This window comes from Plantactinospora sp. WMMB782 (genome assembly GCF_049179135.1).
Lineage (GTDB): Bacteria > Actinomycetota > Actinomycetes > Mycobacteriales > Micromonosporaceae > Plantactinospora.
This window is the reverse complement of sequence record NZ_JBMHMC010000007.1, coordinates 4492467-4510062: the sequence shown is the minus strand read 5'-3', so window position 1 is coordinate 4510062 and position 17596 is coordinate 4492467. Positions and strand designations below refer to the sequence as shown.

General features: G+C 71.9%; 14 protein-coding genes. 6 read left to right on the top strand and 8 right to left on the bottom strand.

Annotated elements, in window-relative coordinates; genetic code table 11:
• Positions 1–65: 65 nt before the first annotated feature.
• Together ACN28A_RS22490 and ACN28A_RS22485 are read right to left on the bottom strand one after the other, a co-directional pair.
• A complete protein-coding gene (locus tag ACN28A_RS22490) occupies positions 66–1223 on the bottom strand; it encodes a serine/threonine-protein kinase (protein WP_421397704.1) in 1158 nt (385 codons plus the stop codon).
• 49 nt (positions 1224–1272) lie between these two features.
• Positions 1273–2427: a hypothetical protein gene (locus tag ACN28A_RS22485; RefSeq protein ID WP_421397702.1), complete on the bottom strand. Its 1155-nt coding sequence runs from the start codon at positions 2425–2427 to the stop codon at positions 1273–1275.
• A gap of 186 nt (positions 2428–2613) precedes the next feature.
• Here ACN28A_RS22485 and ACN28A_RS22480 point away from each other — a divergent pair, with 186 nt between their 5' ends.
• A complete protein-coding gene (locus ACN28A_RS22480; RefSeq protein ID WP_421397699.1) occupies positions 2614–2898 on the top strand; it encodes a hypothetical protein in 285 nt (94 codons plus the stop codon).
• A 15-nt stretch (positions 2899–2913) separates the two neighbouring features.
• Here ACN28A_RS22480 and ACN28A_RS22475 read toward each other — a convergent pair whose 3' ends face one another.
• A complete protein-coding gene (locus ACN28A_RS22475; RefSeq protein WP_421397696.1) occupies positions 2914–3384 on the bottom strand; it encodes a hemerythrin domain-containing protein in 471 nt (156 codons plus the stop codon).
• 206 nt (positions 3385–3590) lie between these two features.
• On the opposite strand from ACN28A_RS22475, the gene ACN28A_RS22470 reads away from it, so the two are divergent.
• A complete protein-coding gene (locus ACN28A_RS22470; RefSeq protein ID WP_421397693.1) occupies positions 3591–4670 on the top strand; it encodes a hypothetical protein in 1080 nt (359 codons plus the stop codon).
• Between the two features lie 77 nt (positions 4671–4747).
• On the opposite strand, the gene ACN28A_RS22465 is transcribed toward ACN28A_RS22470, so the two are convergent.
• Complete coding sequence (locus ACN28A_RS22465) at positions 4748–7237, bottom strand: glycoside hydrolase family 2 protein (protein ID WP_421404573.1); 2490 nt, start codon at positions 7235–7237, stop codon at positions 4748–4750.
• Positions 7238–7641: 404 nt separating this feature from the next.
• On the opposite strand from ACN28A_RS22465, the gene ACN28A_RS22460 reads away from it, so the two are divergent.
• The gene (locus ACN28A_RS22460) at positions 7642–8658 is read left to right on the top strand and encodes a LacI family DNA-binding transcriptional regulator (RefSeq protein ID WP_421397691.1); all 1017 of its coding nucleotides are present in this window, start codon (positions 7642–7644) and stop codon (positions 8656–8658) included.
• An 87-nt stretch (positions 8659–8745) separates the two neighbouring features.
• Here the strand turns inward: ACN28A_RS22460 and ACN28A_RS22455 are convergent, their stop codons facing one another.
• Positions 8746–9753 (bottom strand): hypothetical protein, encoded by a 1008-nt coding sequence (locus ACN28A_RS22455; protein ID WP_421397689.1) that lies wholly within the window; start codon positions 9751–9753, stop codon positions 8746–8748.
• Positions 9750–10271, bottom strand: coding sequence for a SigE family RNA polymerase sigma factor (locus tag ACN28A_RS22450; RefSeq protein ID WP_421397687.1), 522 nt, complete (start codon positions 10269–10271; stop codon positions 9750–9752). Before ACN28A_RS22450 ends, ACN28A_RS22455 begins: the two co-directional genes overlap by 4 nt.
• 191 nt (positions 10272–10462) lie before the next feature.
• Between ACN28A_RS22450 and glyA the strand changes: the two genes are divergently transcribed.
• On the top strand, positions 10463–11731 hold the full coding sequence (glyA, locus tag ACN28A_RS22445; RefSeq protein WP_421397684.1) for a serine hydroxymethyltransferase: 1269 nt from the start codon (positions 10463–10465) through the stop codon (positions 11729–11731).
• 48 nt (positions 11732–11779) lie between these two features.
• Here glyA and ACN28A_RS22440 read toward each other — a convergent pair whose 3' ends face one another.
• A complete protein-coding gene (locus ACN28A_RS22440; protein ID WP_421397681.1) occupies positions 11780–14425 on the bottom strand; it encodes an EAL domain-containing protein in 2646 nt (881 codons plus the stop codon).
• Between the two features lie 381 nt (positions 14426–14806).
• Between ACN28A_RS22440 and ACN28A_RS22435 the strand changes: the two genes are divergently transcribed.
• Positions 14807–15205: a PH domain-containing protein gene (locus ACN28A_RS22435; protein ID WP_421397679.1), complete on the top strand. Its 399-nt coding sequence runs from the start codon at positions 14807–14809 to the stop codon at positions 15203–15205.
• Positions 15206–15285: 80 nt separating this feature from the next.
• Here the strand turns inward: ACN28A_RS22435 and ACN28A_RS22430 are convergent, their stop codons facing one another.
• Entirely contained in the window at positions 15286–16212 is a 927-nt protein-coding gene (locus tag ACN28A_RS22430; protein WP_421397678.1) for a 2-hydroxyacid dehydrogenase, read from the bottom strand.
• 89 nt (positions 16213–16301) lie between these two features.
• Between ACN28A_RS22430 and ACN28A_RS22425 the strand changes: the two genes are divergently transcribed.
• Entirely contained in the window at positions 16302–17480 is a 1179-nt protein-coding gene (locus ACN28A_RS22425; RefSeq protein ID WP_421397675.1) for a PQQ-dependent sugar dehydrogenase, read from the top strand.
• The last annotated feature ends 116 nt before the right edge of the window (positions 17481–17596 follow it).

Genomic DNA, 17596 nt, shown 5'->3' with positions numbered 1-17596 from the left:
CGGCCGGACCGGTGCGGCCAGGCGTCTCGGGCCGGTGCGGTCAGCGGGTGCCGGAGCCGGCGCGGTCAGAGGGTGCCGCGTCGGGCGTACTGCCGGCGCAGTTGGTCGGTCAGCCAACCCACCTCGGCCCGTGGCCGGTCCGGCGGGTCGGGATCCACAAGTGTCGTCGGCAGCCGTCGGGGCGGGTTCGGATCGACCCGGGTGTCCGGCCCACCATCCGCACGATCGCCGGCGTCACCGTCGCCGCGATCGTCGACGTCACCGTCATCGCTGCCGCCGCCACCAGCGACACCGTCCTCCGGGTCCTGGATCGGGTCGGCGAACTCCGGCGGCACCATGATCTCGGTGCTGCCGTCGAAGGTCAGCTCACCCACCCGACGCCGCATCTCGGTCACCGGAACCCCGCCGGAGGTGGCGACCGCGAGCAACCGGGTGCGGACCACCGACAGGCTGGGCCGGGCGGACGGATCGTGCGCCAGCATCGCGCCGAGCAACGGCACCACCTCGACCGGGACGCCTGACAGATCCGGCAGCACGTCCGGATCGCCGATCTGGATCATCAGCCCGTGCACCCCACCGGCGGCGGAATAGAGGTTGTGCCCGGTGAGCGCGAAGACCAGGGTGGCGGCGAGCGCGTAGATGTCCGACCCGGCGGCCTGGTCCCGTACGCCCTTGATCCGCTCCGGCGACATGTAGTGCGGGGTCCCGATCACCCCGCCCGGGTCGGTCAGATAATCGTCCCGTTCGCTGAGCACCGCCAGGCCGAAGTCGATGAGCACCGGCCCGTCCCGACCGAGAATGATGTTGGCCGGCTTCAGATCCCGGTGCAGCAGACCGGCCTGGTGCACCCGGTCCAGACCGTCGGCGAGCATCGCCCCGATCATCGCCACCAGCGGCAGCGGCAACGGCTCGCGCTGCTCGACGTACTGCGACAGGGTCGAGCCGGGCACGTACTCGACCGCCAGCCAGGCCGGGTCGCCCAGCGGGTCAGCGCCTTCGAGGCGGGCGACCCGAGACCCCCAGACGACCCGCAGGCTCTCCACCTCGGCCGCGAACCGCCTCCGGACCGTCGGATCGGTGAGTAGATGCTGCTTGATCACCTTTACCGCGACGCGGTCCGCCGTCGGCGACACACCAAAGTAGACGTCGCCCATCCCACCCGCCCCGAGTGAACGGATGAGCCGGTAGTCGCCGAGCTGCTGGATCGCGGGTGCCACACTCACTCGCCGGATCGCCTCCCCTAACGATGGGCTCACCGAACATTACCGGCGATCACTCTCCCGATGGCCCGTCTCCGCTCCCCCGTTGCGGCGTAATGTTCCGACCCGGACGGTACGGCGGAGGCGGCAGATCATCCGATGGCGGTAGTCCGATCGCCTCCTGCCATCGGTCGAGTGCAGGCAGCGAATCCCAGCCGACCTCCCGCCGCCAGTAGGCGGCGTTGGCGCAGCGCGACCGCCAGGAAAGCTGGTCTTCCAGCAGGTCCGGCCCGGTGAGTTCATTCCGCAACCGCACGAGTGCCCCGAGCGAGTGCTGAAAGGCCAACCACTCCCGCGCCTGCTCCGAACGGCTGAAGATCCAGTCCAGGTCACGTCCGCCGCAGGTCGGACAGAGGCATCGCCAGATGTCCGTGTCCGGGTGTCGCCGCTTCGTCCTCGCCACCACGGACAACCGCTTGTAGGACAGGCACCGTGGCACGACGACCGACGGCATCGGCGGCGACGGCCGGCGCCGGATGGACGGCCGGTACCTCGGGTAGAGGTGCCGGAGCGCGGCCCGGGTCCCGACGGCCGCCGCGAAAGCTCCACAGCAGAGTGCCCCCAACGCGGAGACATCACAGCGCAACAGCATCACCGGCACCGCACACCCGATCAGCTCCAGCAGGCCGTCGACGGTGCCCCGTACCCCGATCGGATCTCTCGGGTGCTCGATCGCTATCGCCACCGGGACACCGAAGCCGCGGACCAGGCGGAGTAACGTCCGTCGCGCCTCCGGCACGGTGAACCAGGACAGGTGCAGTGGCAGCACGGCAACCACGTCGCCGATCTCCGCTGCCTGGCTCAGGATCCTGGTGACCCCGGCGACGTCCCCGCCTTCGGCGTATCCGGAGTCGGTCAGCACCGGCAGTCCCATGTCCCGCTGGCGGGAGAGCCAGTCCCGGCTGAACGGGATGGTGGCGGGCATCCGGCGATTTCCGCCGTACCGGTTGGCGTCCAGCAGAAGAGGTTGGCTGAAACCGGTCTCGATCAGGTTCCGCGCCGACTGGTAGACACTTCGCAGGTTGCCCAGCCGTGCCGTGATGACCAGGCCGGTGCCGGGTTGGCTGACGACTTCGCGGACGGCCCCGACATCACCGATTCCACATTGGGCGAGCAGCGTCCGATCGATCCCCTCGACGATCCGGGGCGGAGGTCGAGACAGTCGCATCTTGTCGCGCACCACGTCGTCCCCAATCGACGACCCTAAGTGTCTGTAACGCAACTTAGCGCGATTGGATCTGGTCGTCGACCGTCTCCCGGGCCATCTATCCCGAGGACTGGACGGACCGGTACGCGTCCCTGGTCAGAGACCGCGCCGGCTGCACCCCTGCGACCGTAGTGGGATCATCGGCTGGTGCTTCCCCAGGTGGTCGACGCGGTGGCCCGGTGGCGCGGCCGGGGGCCGAGCCGGCCGACCCGCGTCTGCTGGTCCCTCGCCCTGCTGGCCGGCTACGCCGCATGGTCCTGGGCCGTGCACGACTGGGCCGTCGACCACGGGCACGACGGTCTCGTCGAAGGCTGGCGGCCCTGGTATCTCGCGATCGCGGGGCTCACCTACTGGCCACCGGCGTGCCTGCTCTGGTGGGCCCTGTTCCGTAGCGGCGGGTTCGCGCCCTGGCAGCGGAGCGGCAGCGTCTGACGTCCGAGTTGCCGGTCAGAGCGGTCCCAGCACCACGTCGGGATCGGCGTCCAGCGCCAGGGACTCCAGCACCGTCAGAAGCTGGCGTTCCTCATACCTGAAGTGCGACTCCATGATCGCCGCCACGCCCTCCAGGTGCCGCTCCAACTCCGCCTGCGGGGCGGCCCGGTCGACGGCGGCCTGCAGGCCGGCCAACAGGTGCCCGATCATCGAGTGGTCCTGCCGCAGTTGGCGAAGCGTCTCCCGCAACTCGGGATGCTGCTGCGCGATCGCCGGGAACAGGTCCCGGTCCTCGCCCTCGTGATGCGCGTTCAGGGCGGCGCAGAAGCCGTGGCAGAAGAGCAACAGCTCTCTGGTCGCCGGCTCGGCCGGCTCGCCGTCGGCCAAGGCCTGCTGGCTGACGCTCAGCGCCTCACGCAGCCGCCCGTGGACGCGGCGCAACTCTCGACTCCAGGCCACCAGCCTGGTCTGCTCGCCCTCACCCACAGGTGGAGGGCGAAGGGACGACAGTCATAGTCGTGTTCCCTTCGGTCCGGCGCCTCCATGCCTGACACGGTCTGCCACCGGCACGCGACGCTGGAAGCGAAGCTACCACGCCCACCCGAAGGTAGATCCGCCGAGGCGGGCATTCCGCCCCCCCGGGGACGCTCTCCGGGATGCTCTCTTAGCGGAACCTAAATTCCTTCTGTCGATTGATCCCGCGCCCCCTCCCGCTCCGTTTCCATCGGTGCGCGCCACTGGTCGCGCCAGAACGGTGCCCTGTTGTGCCGCGTCGGCTCCGCCACGTGGCCGGATTCAGTGAGGTGAATGTGGCAAGAAGGGGTAGGGTCCGCCGCACGAAATTCCAGGAAGCCCGCATGATGGCGGCGATGGTCGGGGTCGCCGCCGTCGGTGCGGTCGCCGTGGGCATCATGGCAGCCAGTGCCGGCGAGTCCTCGCCCGGCACGGCTGCCGGGGAAACCTCACCCGGCACGGTGAGCTGCCCGAGCGTGGTGGACAAGCTGCCGTTGGTTCCGGCCGCCGCCCGCGCCGAGGTCGACCGGGAACTCGCCGGACTCGAACGACAGATCCAGGAAGCCAATCAGCGAATTGTCAGCTCCCGGGGTCAGGGTGGACCGAACCTCGTGCAGAATGCCGTCCTCGGCCCGCTCAAGGACAAGCGCTCCGCCGCCCTGGAACGGATCGCCATCGCCATCGGCCGACAGGGCGAGCGACCGGCCGGCCTGGAGGCACTCGCGGCCTGCACGCTGAGCCAGGACGGTTCCGACCAGGACAACGGCAACGAGGGCGCGGCGAACCCTGACGACAGCACCGGCGGCGATGCCGCAGGCGGGAACAACGCAGAAGGCGACAACGGCGGTAGCGACAACGCAGGCGGCAGTGAGAACGCCGGCGGTAACGACAACGCAGGCGGCAGTGAAAACGCCGGCGGTAACGACGACACAGGCGGAAACAACGGCGACGGAAACAACGGAGCCGTCCCGACGGTGAACTGCCCGAGCGTCGCCGACAAGCTGCCGACGGTGCCGGCCGGCGCGCAGGCCCAGGTCGACCGGGAACTCGCCGGACTCGAAACGCAGATCCGGGAAGCCAACCAGCGGATCGTCAGCACCCGGGGCCAGGGCGGACCCAACTTCGTGCAGAACGCCATCCTCGGACCGCTGGAGGACAAGCGGTTCGCCACCCTGCAACGGATCATCCAGGCCATCGACCGGCAGGGCGACCGGCCGGCCGGTATGGAGGCACTCGCCGCCTGCACCCTCGACAACTGACAGTCGCGTCCCGCGACGCCTGACCGGGCCGTTTCAGAGCCGGTCAGGCGTCGCGGGACCGGCACGCCCCGACCGACTCAGAAACCCGGGACCAGGTCGTTCACACAGCGGAGTACCGGACGGGTGGTGAGTGCCGTCGGGTCCAGTGACATCCCGGACCGTACGGTGAACGTCGTCGACTCCCCCGGCAGCAGCGTGACGAGTGCTTCGTCCACCTCGGCCGCCGGGTCGAGCCGGTCCGGGGCGAGTACCAGGTCGCGCAGGATCGTCCGGGCGGTGACCCGGACCCGTACCCCGTCCGGTGCGGGCTCGACAGTGGCGTCGTAGCCGGCCGACGGGTACGCCAACTCGTGGTCCTCGGCGAAGAACCAGAAGCTCCGCCCGCCGTCCCCGCCGTCCCCGCCGGGGTCGGCGACCAGCAGTTCGGCGCGCGGATCGTCGGCGGTGGCGACGTCCGCCGGCAGCGCCCAGCGCATCTGCGAGTACGGCGGCACCGACAGCTCGACCGACGCCTTGCCCCTCGGTTCGCCGGCCAGGGTCAGCCGGGTCACGTCCACCCGACCGGTCCACGGTGCACCACCGTCGTTGACGGCCACCAGGGCCAGCCCGTCCTGCCTCGGCTGGATGGTGAGCAGCCGGTCGGCGTAGGCGCGGCGCAGCGCGTACCAGAGAGGTTTGCGGCGGCCGTCGCCGTCGACGGCGGCCCAGGACGTGACCGGCCAGCAGTCGTTGAGCTGCCAGACGACGCTGCCCATGCAGATCGGCCGGTACGACCGCAGGTGCTCCACCCCGACGCTCATCGCCCGCGCCTGGTTGAGCTGGGTCAGGTAGTGCCAGTCGTCGAAGTCGCGCGGTGCCGGCAGGTGTGCCGCCAGGCCCCGGGTGAGCTTGAGCTGGCCGTCGCCGGCCTTCTGCCGGTGCGCCATCGCCGCCGAGTCGACGGCCAGCCCGCCCGGATCGGAGATCGCCCGGCGCAGCGTGGCGTAGCTGGCCGGGCCCTGCCAGCCGAACTCGGCGACGAACCGGGGCAGGTAGTCCCGGTAGTGCGAGTAGTCGATCTGGTTCCACACCGTCCAGATGTGCGTGCTGCCGTGTGCCGGGTCGTTCGGGTGGATCTCCGGCCGCCCCGACCACGGGCTGCCCGGCCAGTACGGGCGGGTCGGGTCCAGTTCGGACAGTAGGCCGGGCAGCAGCTCGAAGTAGTAGCCGGCCCCCCAGCTCCGGTCGGCCAGCTCCTGCCGCCAACCCCAGTCGTGCCAGCCCCAGATGTTCTCGTTGTTGCCGAACCAGAGCACCAGGCTCGGATGGCTGGCCAGCCGGACGATCTGCTCGGCCGCCTCGGCGCGTACCTCGGTGCGGAACGGCTCCTCCTCCGGATAGGCGGCACAGGAGAAGAGGAAGTCCTGCCCGACCAGCAGGCCCAGCTCGTCGGCGAGGTCGTAGAAGTCCTCGGACTCGTACCGGCCGCCGCCCCAGACGCGCAGGAAGTTGACGCCCGCGTCGCAGGCCTGGCGGAGGCGTTCGGCGTAGCGCTGCCGGGTCACCCGGTGCGGGAAGCAGTCGTCCGGGATCCAGTTGACGCCCCGGGCGAAGATCGGCAGGTCGTTGACGACGACTGTGAACGCCGAGCCGTGTTCGTCGGTGCCGGTCTCCAGGCGTACCGAGCGGAAGCCGATCCGCCGCTGCCAGGTGTCCAGCTCCCGGTCCCCGGCGTGCAGGGTGACGGTGAGCGGATAGCGCGGCTGGCCGCCGTACCCCCGGGGCCACCACAGTTCGGGGTCGGCGACGGTGACGGCCGGTTCGGCGGTGCGCTGCCCGGGTGCCAGCACGACCTCGGCGACCTCGCCGGCCACGGTGGCCCGGACGGTGAGTGGGCCGGCGGCGGTCCGGTCGTCGGCGAGGTCGACGTCGACGCGTACCGTGACCCGGCCCTCGGCGCCGGCGACGGTGACCTGCGGGCGGACCTCGGCCAGCCGCGCGGTCCGCCAGGTGCGCAGCCCGATCTCCTGCCAGATTCCGGCGGTGACCAGCTCCGGCCCCCAGTCCCAGCCGAAGTTACAGGCCATCTTGCGGACGAAGTTGAACGGCGTCGGGTACGCCTTCGGCCGCGCGCCGAGCCGGCGCTGCTCCGCCTCGGCATACCGGTACGCCGAGTCGAACCGCACCCGCAGCACGTTGGCGCCGACCCGCAGCACCGGCCGGACGTCGAAGGAGTAGCCGCGGTGCATGTTGGCGGTGCGCCCCAGCTCGACGCCGTTGAGGGTGACCGTGGCCACCGTGTCCAGACCGGCGCAGACCAGCTCTACCCGGCCACCGTCAGCGCCACTGCCGTAGCCGGGCCAGTGGAACGTGGTTTCGTAGCACCAGTCGGTGTGGCCGATCCAGCCCAGTTCGAGTTCGTGCTGGTCGAGATAGGGGTCCGGGATCAGTCCGGCGGCGAGCAGGTCGGTGTGCACGCAGCCGGGCACGGTGGCCGGAACCCGGGCCGACGCGACCGCCGCCGGGATGTCCGGGTCGTCGACCGCGGTCAGCGACCAACCGTCGTGCAGGCTCTGCCAGGACGTCACGGGCACCTCAACTTCCTCGGGTCGTGACCGGATCTCCTCGGTCGCGACCGACCACGACCGGATTCCCTCAGGTCGCCACCGACTACGACCTCGGCGCGAACCCCCTGGTAGAGAGCGCCGTCGCCGCACCGGGAAGCCCACCGAAGACATCGAAAGACGTCGACTGAACCGGATAAGTAACGTCACCGTACGGGCGCCCTCCGACGCTGTCAACGACCGCCGAATCGGCTCGAATGCCCGACGATCGATCTCCGGGTGACCATCCCGCATCGCTATGCTTAACCGGAAAAGTTCCCGCCCGTGACCTGCGTGAGCCCTCCCGGCCCGCGCGACGGCACGACACAGCGCGCAGGTGACCCGACCGGCCCACCCGAGCTCGGGTCGTCGCAGACGAAGGAGCGCCGGTGAAACGGCCGACAATCGCGGACGTGGCCCGCCGGGCCGGTGTTTCCAAGGGTGCGGTCTCCTACGCCCTGAACGGACAACCCGGCGTCTCGGACGCCACCCGGCAACGCATCCTCGCCATCGCCCGGGAGATCGGCTTCAATCCCAACAGCGCCGCACGGGCACTCTCCGGAGCCACCGCCAACGCGGTCGGGCTGGCACTCTGCCGGCCGGCCCGGATCCTCGGCGTCGAGCCGTTCTTCATGGAGCTGATCAGCGGGGTGGAGGCGGAACTCTCCGCCCGGTCGTACGCGCTGACCCTCCAGGTGGTGGCCAGCCCGGAGGCCGAGATCGCGGTCTACCGGCGCTGGTGGGGCGAGCGGCGGGTGGACGGCGTACTCGTCTGCGACCTGCGGGTCGACGACCGCCGGGTCCCGGTGCTGGCGGAGTTGCGCCTGCCGGCGGTGGTGATCGGCGGGCCGGGGGGCGGCGGGCTCGACCACGTCTGGTCCGACGAGTCGGCGGCCCTGACCGAGGTGCTCGAATACCTCGTCGCGCTCGGCCACCGGCAGATCGCCCGGATCGGCGGACTGCCCGGCCTGCGGCACACCGAGATCCGCACCGAGACGTTCGGTGTCGTCTCCCGCCGGCTCGGTCTGGAGCGTACGGTCACCGTCTCGTCCGACTACAGCGGTGAAGAGGGCGCCCGGGCCACCCGGCGCCTGCTCAGCTCCGCCGACCGACCGACCGCGATCGTGTACGACAACGACGTGATGGCCATCGCCGGTCTCGCGGTGGCCCAGGAGATGGGGTTGGCCGTCCCCGCCGACGTCTCCATCGTGGCCTGGGACGACTCGCCGCTCTGCCAGCTCGTCCACCCGTCGCTGACCGCACTGCACCGGGACATCCCGGCGTACGGGGCGCACGCCGCGGGCCGGCTGCTGGCCGCCATCGCCGGGCAGCCGCTCGGCGACTACCAGGACGAGACCGCCCACCTCATCCCGCGCGGCAGCACCGCACCGCCCCGCCACCCCTGAAGGCACCCCGCCGGGCGAGGACGGGCCTCGACCATCCGAGAACCCGCCCTCGCCCCACCCACCCATCCATCGACGGGAGGGCGACGGTCAATCGTTGGTGGCCGCCTCGGTCGCGGCCCGGTCGCTAGCGACGATGAGATCGAGCAGATCCTTGCCCAGGTCGGCCGGGACCCGGACACGTCCGCCCCCGGTCGAGATCGCCTGCGGACACGTCGCGTCGCCCAGCACCACGGTGACCTCGCCAAGACTGATTCCGATCGCACCGGGCTTCTGCAGGGTGCATTCCTCACCGGCGGGCACCGTCTCGCGCAGCTCGGCGAGCTTTGTCCGAATCCGGGTCACCGTCACGGCATCCGCCGCGGCGACCATGGGGCCGTCCTTCTCGCTCACGGCGCTGCTGATGCGCGCCGGGAGCGCCAGACCGCCGGAAGCAGGAGCTGGTGGGCCCGCAGGCCAGGTGACGCGCTCGAGTAGCTGCTCGCGCCCCTCCTCGTCGCCGGAGATGAAGACCGTCGGCGCCAGTGCCTCGCCCTCGCTGAAGGCGTGGTAGGCCCACATGGACGCGACGTTGCGGACAAGGTTCTGCTCGACCTGGATCACCTGCTTGTCCTCGACCACCAACCGGCTCGGGCTGAGGCGCTTGCCAACGCCCCTTCCCACGACAGCCATCCACGTCTGACCTTCTGACGTGCACTGCGGTGGTATGCCCCCGGGGCGGAGATCCTTCGTTCGGTCGACCCGCCAGCGCGCGGCGAGATAGATGGTGCGCGGCTGCGCGGTGCAGGGTTCGAAGGTGTCGACCCGGCTGGTCCGCCAGCCCTCCGGCACGGTGACCGACAGGTCACCCACGCGCACCGTTGTCCCGGGCGCCCCGGCCGCCTTCGACCCGGTCGGAGTCGTCGTTCCAAGGGGCAGTGCCATGGCGGCCGAAACCGCAGCGGCGACGGCGACGCCGCCAGCGGTTCCCCAGGCCCGGCGGCGACGCTGCACCGAGCGCCGCCCGAGGCTGACCAGCCGGGAGGCGGGATCGGTCTCGGAGGGTGTCACGGACGCTGCCGCGCGTTCGAGCAGTTCCCTGGCATGGTTGGGATTCATGAGGTCTCCTTGGAGGATTCGACGAGTAGGCCGCTGCCGCGCAACGTCGCCAGGGCACGGGACGTGCGGCTCTTGACCGTTCCCACCGGGACACCGAGGATCCGCGCGACCTCGGCCTCGGAGGCATCGGCCCAGAACCGCAGGACGAGCACCATCCGCTGGTCGGCGGGCAGCCGGCGCAGACTTTCGAGCACCTGCACGCTGAGCTCCGCCTGATCCGCGAAACCATGACCGGACGCCTCCGGCAACGCCTCGGTCGGCACCTCGTCGCGCCATCGCCGGCGCCTGGCCCGCATCGCGGCACGGACCATCACCTGCCGGACATACGCCTCCGGTCGCCCGTCTGGCAGGCCCAACCGATGCCACGCCCGATAGGCCGCGATCAGACCCTCCTGGGCAAGATCCTCGCCCAGGCGGCCGTCCCCGGTCAGCAGCGCGCCGAAGCGGACGATCTCCCGGTACCGGCTGGCGACAAAGTCCTCATAGCCTGCGGGTTCCGCCCTCCGAAACAAGCCCATACCTACCTAAGGGACCTGGACCCGTCGGAACGTTCCCTGTCTGGACCCAACGACAGGGCCCGACAGGACAAATCTGGCGCGGACGACGGCCGTGCGACGTCGGGCCACCCCGTAGGGTGCGCCGCCGGCCACCGGCCGGAAACCCGATAGCATCGGCGGCGAGGCGGAGCCCAGCCAGGAGGACAATCACCGTGCACGTACCCGCGATTCCCAGCCTGACCGCCGCCGACCCGGAGTTGGCGACGCTGATCGAGTCCGAGGCGACCCGGCAGCACGACAAACTGCGGATGATCGCCTCCGAGAACTACGTCTCGACCGCGGTACTCGAAGCCAGCGGCACGGTGCTGACGAACAAGTACTCGGAGGGCTACCCCGGCCGCCGCTACTACGAGGGTCAGCAGTTCGTCGACCCGATCGAGACGCTCGCGGTGACCCGGGCCCGGGAACTCTTCGGGGTCGCGCACGCCAACGTGCAGCCGTACTCCGGCTCCCCGGCCAACCTCGCGGTCTACCTGGCGTTCCTCTCCCCCGGCGACACCGTGCTGGGCATGGCGCTGCCGATGGGCGGGCACCTGACGCACGGCTGGTCGGTCTCGGCCACCGGCAAGTGGTTCAACCCGGTCCGCTACGGCGTCTCGGCGCAGACGGGCAGGATCGACCTGGACGAGGTCCGCGACCTGGCCCGGCGGGAGCGGCCGAAGCTGATCTTCTGCGGCGGTACCGCCGTGCCCCGGACCATCGACTTCGCCGGCTTCGCCGAGATCGCCCGCGAGGTCGGCGCGGTGCTGGTCGCCGACATCGCGCACATCGCCGGTCTGGTCGCCGGTGGTGCCCACCCGTCGCCGGTCGGACACGCCGACGTGATCACCACCACCACGCACAAGACCCTGCGCGGCCCGCGCGGCGCCATGATCATGACGACCGCCGAGCACGCCGCCGCGGTCGACAAGGCCGTCTTCCCCGGCCTACAGGGCGGCCCGCACAACCACACCACCGCCGGGATCGCGGTCGCGCTGCGGGAGGCCGGCACCGAGGAGTTCCGCCGGTACGCCCACCAGGTCGTCGCGAACGCCAGGGCGCTGGCGGCGGCCCTCGTCGAGCGGGACTTCACGCTCTCCTCCGGCGGCACCGACAACCACCTGATCCTGGCCGACCTGACCGGCAAGGGGATCGCCGGCAAGCCGGCCGCGCAGGCGCTGGACCGGGCCGGCATCGAACTGAACTACAACACGGTGCCGTACGACCCGCGTAAGCCGTTCGACCCGTCCGGCATCCGGTTCGGCACCCCGGCGCTCACCACACGGGGGCTGACCGAGGAGCAGATGCCGCAGGTGGCGGCCTGGATGGACGAGGCGGTGAGCGCGGCGGTCAAGGACGACGAGGCGACCCTGGACCGGATCGCCGGCGAGGTCCGGGACCTGCTGGCGGCGTACCCGATGCCGGGCTACACCGCCGGCTGACGCCCGACGGGCACCGTCGGACTCCGCCGGGCCGGCCGCGGACGCGGGTCAGCGGGACGGGCTGGGAAACTCCTCCAGGTACGCCTCGACCCGCTCCGCCGGGGCGGGTCGGGACAGCGCGTACCCCTGACCGAGTTTGCAGCCCGCCCGGCGGGCCTGCTCCACCTGCCCCGGCGTCTCCAGACCCTCGGCGATGATCTCCAGGCCGAACCGCTTGCCGAGACTGACGAGTACGTCGATGAAGGGCTTGTGCTCGCCCTCCCGGGTGCCGCCCTCGGTGACCAGGGTCCGGTCCACCTTGAGGAAGTCGACAGGCAGCCGGCGGAGCTGGGCCAGCGACGCCTGACCGCTGCCGAAGTCGTCGAGCGCGGTCCGTACGCCGAGCGCCCGCAGCCCGGCGAGCTGGGTCACCACCGTCGGCACGTCGACGGCGCCCCGAGGCTCGGCGATCTCCACCACCAGCCGCTCCGGCTCGACCCGGTGCTCGGCCAGCGAGGCGCTCACCCAGCTGACGAAATCGGGCGCGATCAGCTCCCGGGACGAGATGTTGATCGACATCCAGAGCGGGCGGGGCCGCTGCGACCAGGCGGCAAGCTGTCGGCAGGCGTTGTCCAACACCCAGCGGGCCAGCTCCTCCAGCAGCATCAGGTCCTCGGCCACCGGCAGGAGTTCGGCCGGCAGCACGGTGCCGAGTGCCGGGTTCCGCCAGCGCAGCAGCGCCTCGGTGCCGACCGGCTGCTGGTCGTCGAGGTCGAGCACCGGCTGGAAGACCAGGTCCAGCTCGCCCCGCCGTACCGCACCCGGCAACTCGCGTTCCAGGTCGAGCCGGCGGGTGAACTGCTCCTCCAACTCGTCGTCGTACCACTCGACGCGGTTGCGGCCGAGTTGCCGGGCGCGCAACCGGGCCAGGTCGGCCCGGCGGAGCACGTCGTCGACACCGTCCCCACCGGAGAGGTCGGCCAGCCCGATGCTGGTGCCGAGGTGCAGCACCGCACCGGGCATCGGGTACGGCGCGGTGAGTGCGGTGAGCAGCCGGGTCCCCGTCGCGTACGCGAGTACCGGCCGGTCCACGGTCACCACCGCGAACTCGTCCCCGCCCAGCCGGGCCACCACGTCGGCACTGCCCACCCCGGACTTCAGCCGCCGCCCCGCCTCGGCGAGTACGGCGTCGCCCATCTGCCGCCCGTGCGCGTCGTTGATCCCGGACATCCCGTGCAGGTCGATCACCAGCAGCGCCCCGGTGTGCCCCGCCACCGCCCGCTGGGTGACGATGGTCCGCATCAGTTCCCGGCGGTTGGCCAGCCCGGTGAGTTCGTCGGTGAAGGCCAGCTCGTTGAGCTTGCGTTCCAGCCGCTGCCGTTCGCTGACGTCCCGGACGTGCACCACCAGTGCGGCGACCTCGGGCACCGCCCGCTGGTCGCTGACCGTGGACTCGGTGTCCCGCCAGCTGCCGTGCCCGTCGCGCAGCCGGGCGGTGACGAGTTGCGGACGCCCGCTCGGCACCTCGCGTCCGGCGAGCACGTCGGTGAGCACCCGGGTGACGTCGGCGGCGTCGTCCGGGTGCATCAGGTTCGGGAACGCCCGGCCCAGCACGTCGGCGTCGGAGAGCCCGAAGAGCCGGGCGGCGGTCGGCGACTGCCAGCGGATCAGCAGGTCCGCACCCACGATCATCGTCAGGTCGTTGGCGCCGGAGACCAGCGAGCGGAAGTGCGCCTCCTGGGTCGCCAGCCGCCTGGCGTACCGGCGGATGTCCAGCATCACCAGTACCTCCCGGACCACGAGCGTCGGGATCACGGCCAGGCCGAGCAGGATGGAGGTGGCGTCGAAGGCGCCGACGGTGACCAGGTGCCAGAGCGCGGAGAGCGTCGCCAGGATCGCCGGGATGGTGAGCAGCGGATAGGCGCTGAGGGTGGTCTGCGGCTCGCCCGGGACGGCAGGGGGCTGACCCGGTGGCCTGGCCCGGCGGGCACCTGCGGCGATCAGGGCCGGGCCGACGACAAGCGAGACGGCGAGCAGCGGCAGCGCCTCGGCCGACGCGCCGGAGCCGAGCAGCACGGTGATCAGCGAGTGCCCGAAGACCGCCAGTCCGGCGCCGGTGCCGCAGAGCGCGGCGGACCGCCGGTACTCGTACGCCCGCAGCGTGGTGATGGTGACCACCGGAAGGCCGACTACGGCGAGCAGCGCCGCGATCAGGGCGAGCGGCGGCAGCGGCGCTGGCGGGATCACCCAGGCCGAGAAGGCGAGACTGATGCCGAGGCTCAGCCCGTCGAAGGCCCGGCGCAGCCGTACCCGCACCGTGCCGGCGGCGCCGGGCAGCATCGTCATGCCGAACAGGTAGAGGGCGAACGCCAGCACCAGGCCCCCGAGCGCCACCATCGGCCTGGCGCCGGCCGGCGCCAGGAGGAGGGCGGGCGAGGAGAGCGCGCTGGCGACCATGCCGAAGCCGAGGAAGCCCGCGCCCCGGCACGGGCCGAAGCCGGTGCCGCCGGTGTGCAGGCGGACGGCCAGCCGGACCAGCCGGGCGGCAGCCACCGCGGCGGCCGTGCCGACGGCGACCGCCATGGCGGGATAGGGCGACAGCGCGCCGAGGTGAGCCGCGAGAAGGACGCCCACGGCGAGCAGTGGGACGCCGATCTCGATGGTCCGGACTACCAGCCGGCGGGCTCGGCCATCCGGGATGTGCGCCACGAACATGGCGGGGATGCCTTCGCAGAGGGGGCACGGACGTGGTGCGGGTCAGACTGGGCCCGCTCCGGGCGCAACCGCCGAAACGAGTCCTACCAACCCCCAACGATCGGCCGGGGGCATGGTTACGTGACGGACCCTTTCCACCTTCCCGGCACAGCCCGTGGTCGCCGCGACGGGTGACCGGGACGCACACCCGCGCCGGGCAGGTCGAGAGGGTCCACCGGTAGGGATCTCCCACTTCGGTTGCTCGCCGAATCTTCCCGCAACCGGTCAAGGCCGCTCCACCCCGGCCCGGCCAGCGGTTCCGACCGGCCGGAGGACCCCACTCGGCCCGGCCGGTCCGAGGCCCCCGGCCGGGCGGACGGGCCGGGGTGCGAAAATCGCCGGGTGGGTAAGACCGGCACACTGCGCTTCCGGCACAGCCAGGCGATCTGGGTGGCCGCCGTCCTCGGGCTCCTCGGCGCCCTTCCGCTGGCCACCGCCCGCTGGTACCTCCTTCCGCTGCTCCTGGTGCCGGTGGCGATCGGCGTCTGGGCGTGGCGGGCCGGCACCGACGCCAGCCCGGCCGGGATACGGATCCGGGCCCTGCTCGGCCAGCGATGGATCCCCTGGACGGAGGTTGCGGAACTGGCGCCCGACCCGCGCGGTCAGGCGGTCGTCCGACTCCGCGACGGCCGTACGGCGACCCTGCCGGCGGTCCGGGCCGCGGACCTGCCCGGTCTGGTCGCCGCCAGCGGCCAGCCGCTCGACGGGTCCCGCCGCACCCCGGATCCGACCGTCGACTGACAGAGCGGCTGGTGGGGTCGCCCCGGATGACGCCCGGTGGTGGCCGTCGACTGACTGACCCGACCGACCCGGGCCGACGCTCAGTAGCCGTCGACCACCTCGTTGACGAGCGGCTCGCCGGCCACGAAACGGCGCAACTGCTCGCCGGCCAGCCGGTAGCCCCGGGGCAGCAGACCGCGTACCGAGCCGCCGACGTGCGGGGTGAGCAGCACGTTGGGCAGGTCCCAGAGCGGGTGCCCGGCCGGCAGTGGCTCCGGCTCGGTGACGTCCAGTGCCGCCGAGATGCGGCCGGTCACCAGCTCGGCGACCAGCGCGTCGGTCTGCACCACCGGCCCGCGGGCGGCGTTGACCAGCAGCGCGCCGTCCCGCATCGCGGCGAGGAAGCCGGCGTCGACGAGTCCCCGGGTGGCGTCGGTGAGCGGCACCAGCAGCACCACCACGTCCGCCTCGGGCAGCAGCGCCGGCAGGTCGTCGACCCCGTACACCCCCTCGGCGGGGCGGGCGGTCCGGGCGACCATGGTCAGCTCGACCTCGAACGGCGCCAGCCGGGCCCGGGTGGCCGCCCCGATCGAGCCGGCGCCGACGACGAGTACCCGCTTGCCGGCCAGTTCGTCGGTGGGGTTGACCCGGTCGTACGACCACTCGTGCCGGGACTGGGCGAGCGCGAAGACCGGGAACGACCGCAGGTACGCCAGGGTCGCCGCGACCACCCACTCGGCGGTGGAGGAGTCGTGCACCCCGCGCCCGTCGCAGAGCATGACGTGCTCGGGCAGCCGGCCGACCCAGACGTCCGCCCCGGCCGAGAGGAGCTGCACCACCCGCAGGTCGGGCAGCTTGGCGGCCATCGGCACGGCGGCGGCCTGGGCGAGGAACGGCGGTACCCAGAACCGGACGCCGGCCGGATCCGACGGAAGCTGCTCCGGCGTCGGGGCGACCTCGACGGTGACCCCGGCCGGGATCTCGCCGAGCAGCTCCAGTCCGACGGGATGGGGGATCCACACCTTCACGGACGCCGACGATAGTCCCCGGCGACGGAACCCGGACGGCCGACCGGGTGGTGGGCGGTACGGGACGAGATCGGACTACCCTGGTCCGGGTGAGCGCTCGTCCGTACCCCAGATCCGGCCGTCGGCGCGCGGCGGTCGCGCTCTGCGCGGCGGCCGCCCTCCTCACCGGCGGTTGCGCCCTCGGCGAGCCGGAACCGGACCCGGCCGGCGAGCCGCCACGGTTCCCGACCCCGTCCAGCACGCCCAGCCAGAGCGGCGCGGAGCAGCAGGTCGCGGCAACCGTGCTGGCCAGCGGGCTGCGGGTGCCCTGGGGGATCGCGTTCCTGCCCGACGGCGGTGCGCTGGTGACCGAGCGGGACAGCGCCAGGATCCTCAAGGTCGGGCCGGAGTCCGACACGAAGGGGCTCAAGGTCAGCACGGTGCAGACCCTCGCCGAGGTCGACGCGGCCGGCGAGGGCGGCCTGCTGGGCATCGCAGTCTCCCCGGACTACCAGCGGGACAAGACGGTCTTCGTCTACTACTCGACCGCCGAGGACAACCGGATCGCCAAGCTGACCCTGGGTTCCAGGCCGACGCCTATCGTCACCGGCATCCCGCTCTCCGGCATCCACAACGGCGGCCGGCTCGGCTTCGGCCCGGACGGCTTCCTCTACGCCACCACCGGGGACGCCTCGGAGCGCGGGCTCTCCCAGGACCTCGGAAGCCTCGGCGGCAAGATCCTCCGGATGACGCCGGCCGGCAAGCCGGCCCCGGGCAACCCGTACCCGAACTCCCTGGTCTGGTCCTACGGGCACCGCAACGTGCAGGGCATCGCCTGGGACGCCGACAAGCGGCTCTACGCCACCGAGTTCGGCCAGAGCCGGTGGGACGAGGTAAACCTGATCACACCGGGCAAGAACTACGGCTGGCCCGAGGTCGAGGGGCGCGGCACGGACACCGACGCGGAGAAGTACGTCGACCCGCTGGTCACCTGGACCACCGCCGAGGCGTCCTGCTCGGGCGCGGCGATGATCGACCGGGTGTTCGTGGCGGCCTGCCTGCGGGGGATGCGGATCTGGCTCGTCGAACTCACCGCCAACGGCACCGTACTCGGCCAGCCCCGTCCCCTGCTGGTCGGCGAGTACGGCCGGCTGAGGACCGCGGTCGCCGCACCTGACGGCTCGTTGTGGATCTCCACCTCCAACCACGACGGCAAGCGCGATCCGGCGCCCGACGACGACCGGATCCTCCGGCTGGTCTTCTCCGGCGGCGCGGCCGGCAAGAGCTGAGCCTCGCCGGCCGGAGTTGAGTCTCCCGGTGCTGCCGGCGAGTGGCAGCCTCCCGGGAGAGCGGGCTCATACCCCCGGTGGAAATGGGGCGGGACCTGCGGCGGGTTTTGATGATG

Bases quoted from the DNA above. Each gene is read 5' to 3' on its own strand.
- ACN28A_RS22485 (WP_421397702.1), bottom strand. From the start codon at position 2,427: ATGCGACTGTCTCGACCTCCGCCCCGGATCGTCGAGGGGATCGATCGG.
- ACN28A_RS22455 (WP_421397689.1), bottom strand. From the start codon at position 9,753: ATGAATCCCAACCATGCCAGGGAACTGCTCGAACGCGCGGCAGCGTCC.
- ACN28A_RS22450 (WP_421397687.1), bottom strand. From the start codon at position 10,271: ATGGGCTTGTTTCGGAGGGCGGAACCCGCAGGCTATGAGGACTTTGTC.
- ACN28A_RS22440 (WP_421397681.1), bottom strand. From the start codon at position 14,425: ATGTTCGTGGCGCACATCCCGGATGGCCGAGCCCGCCGGCTGGTAGTC.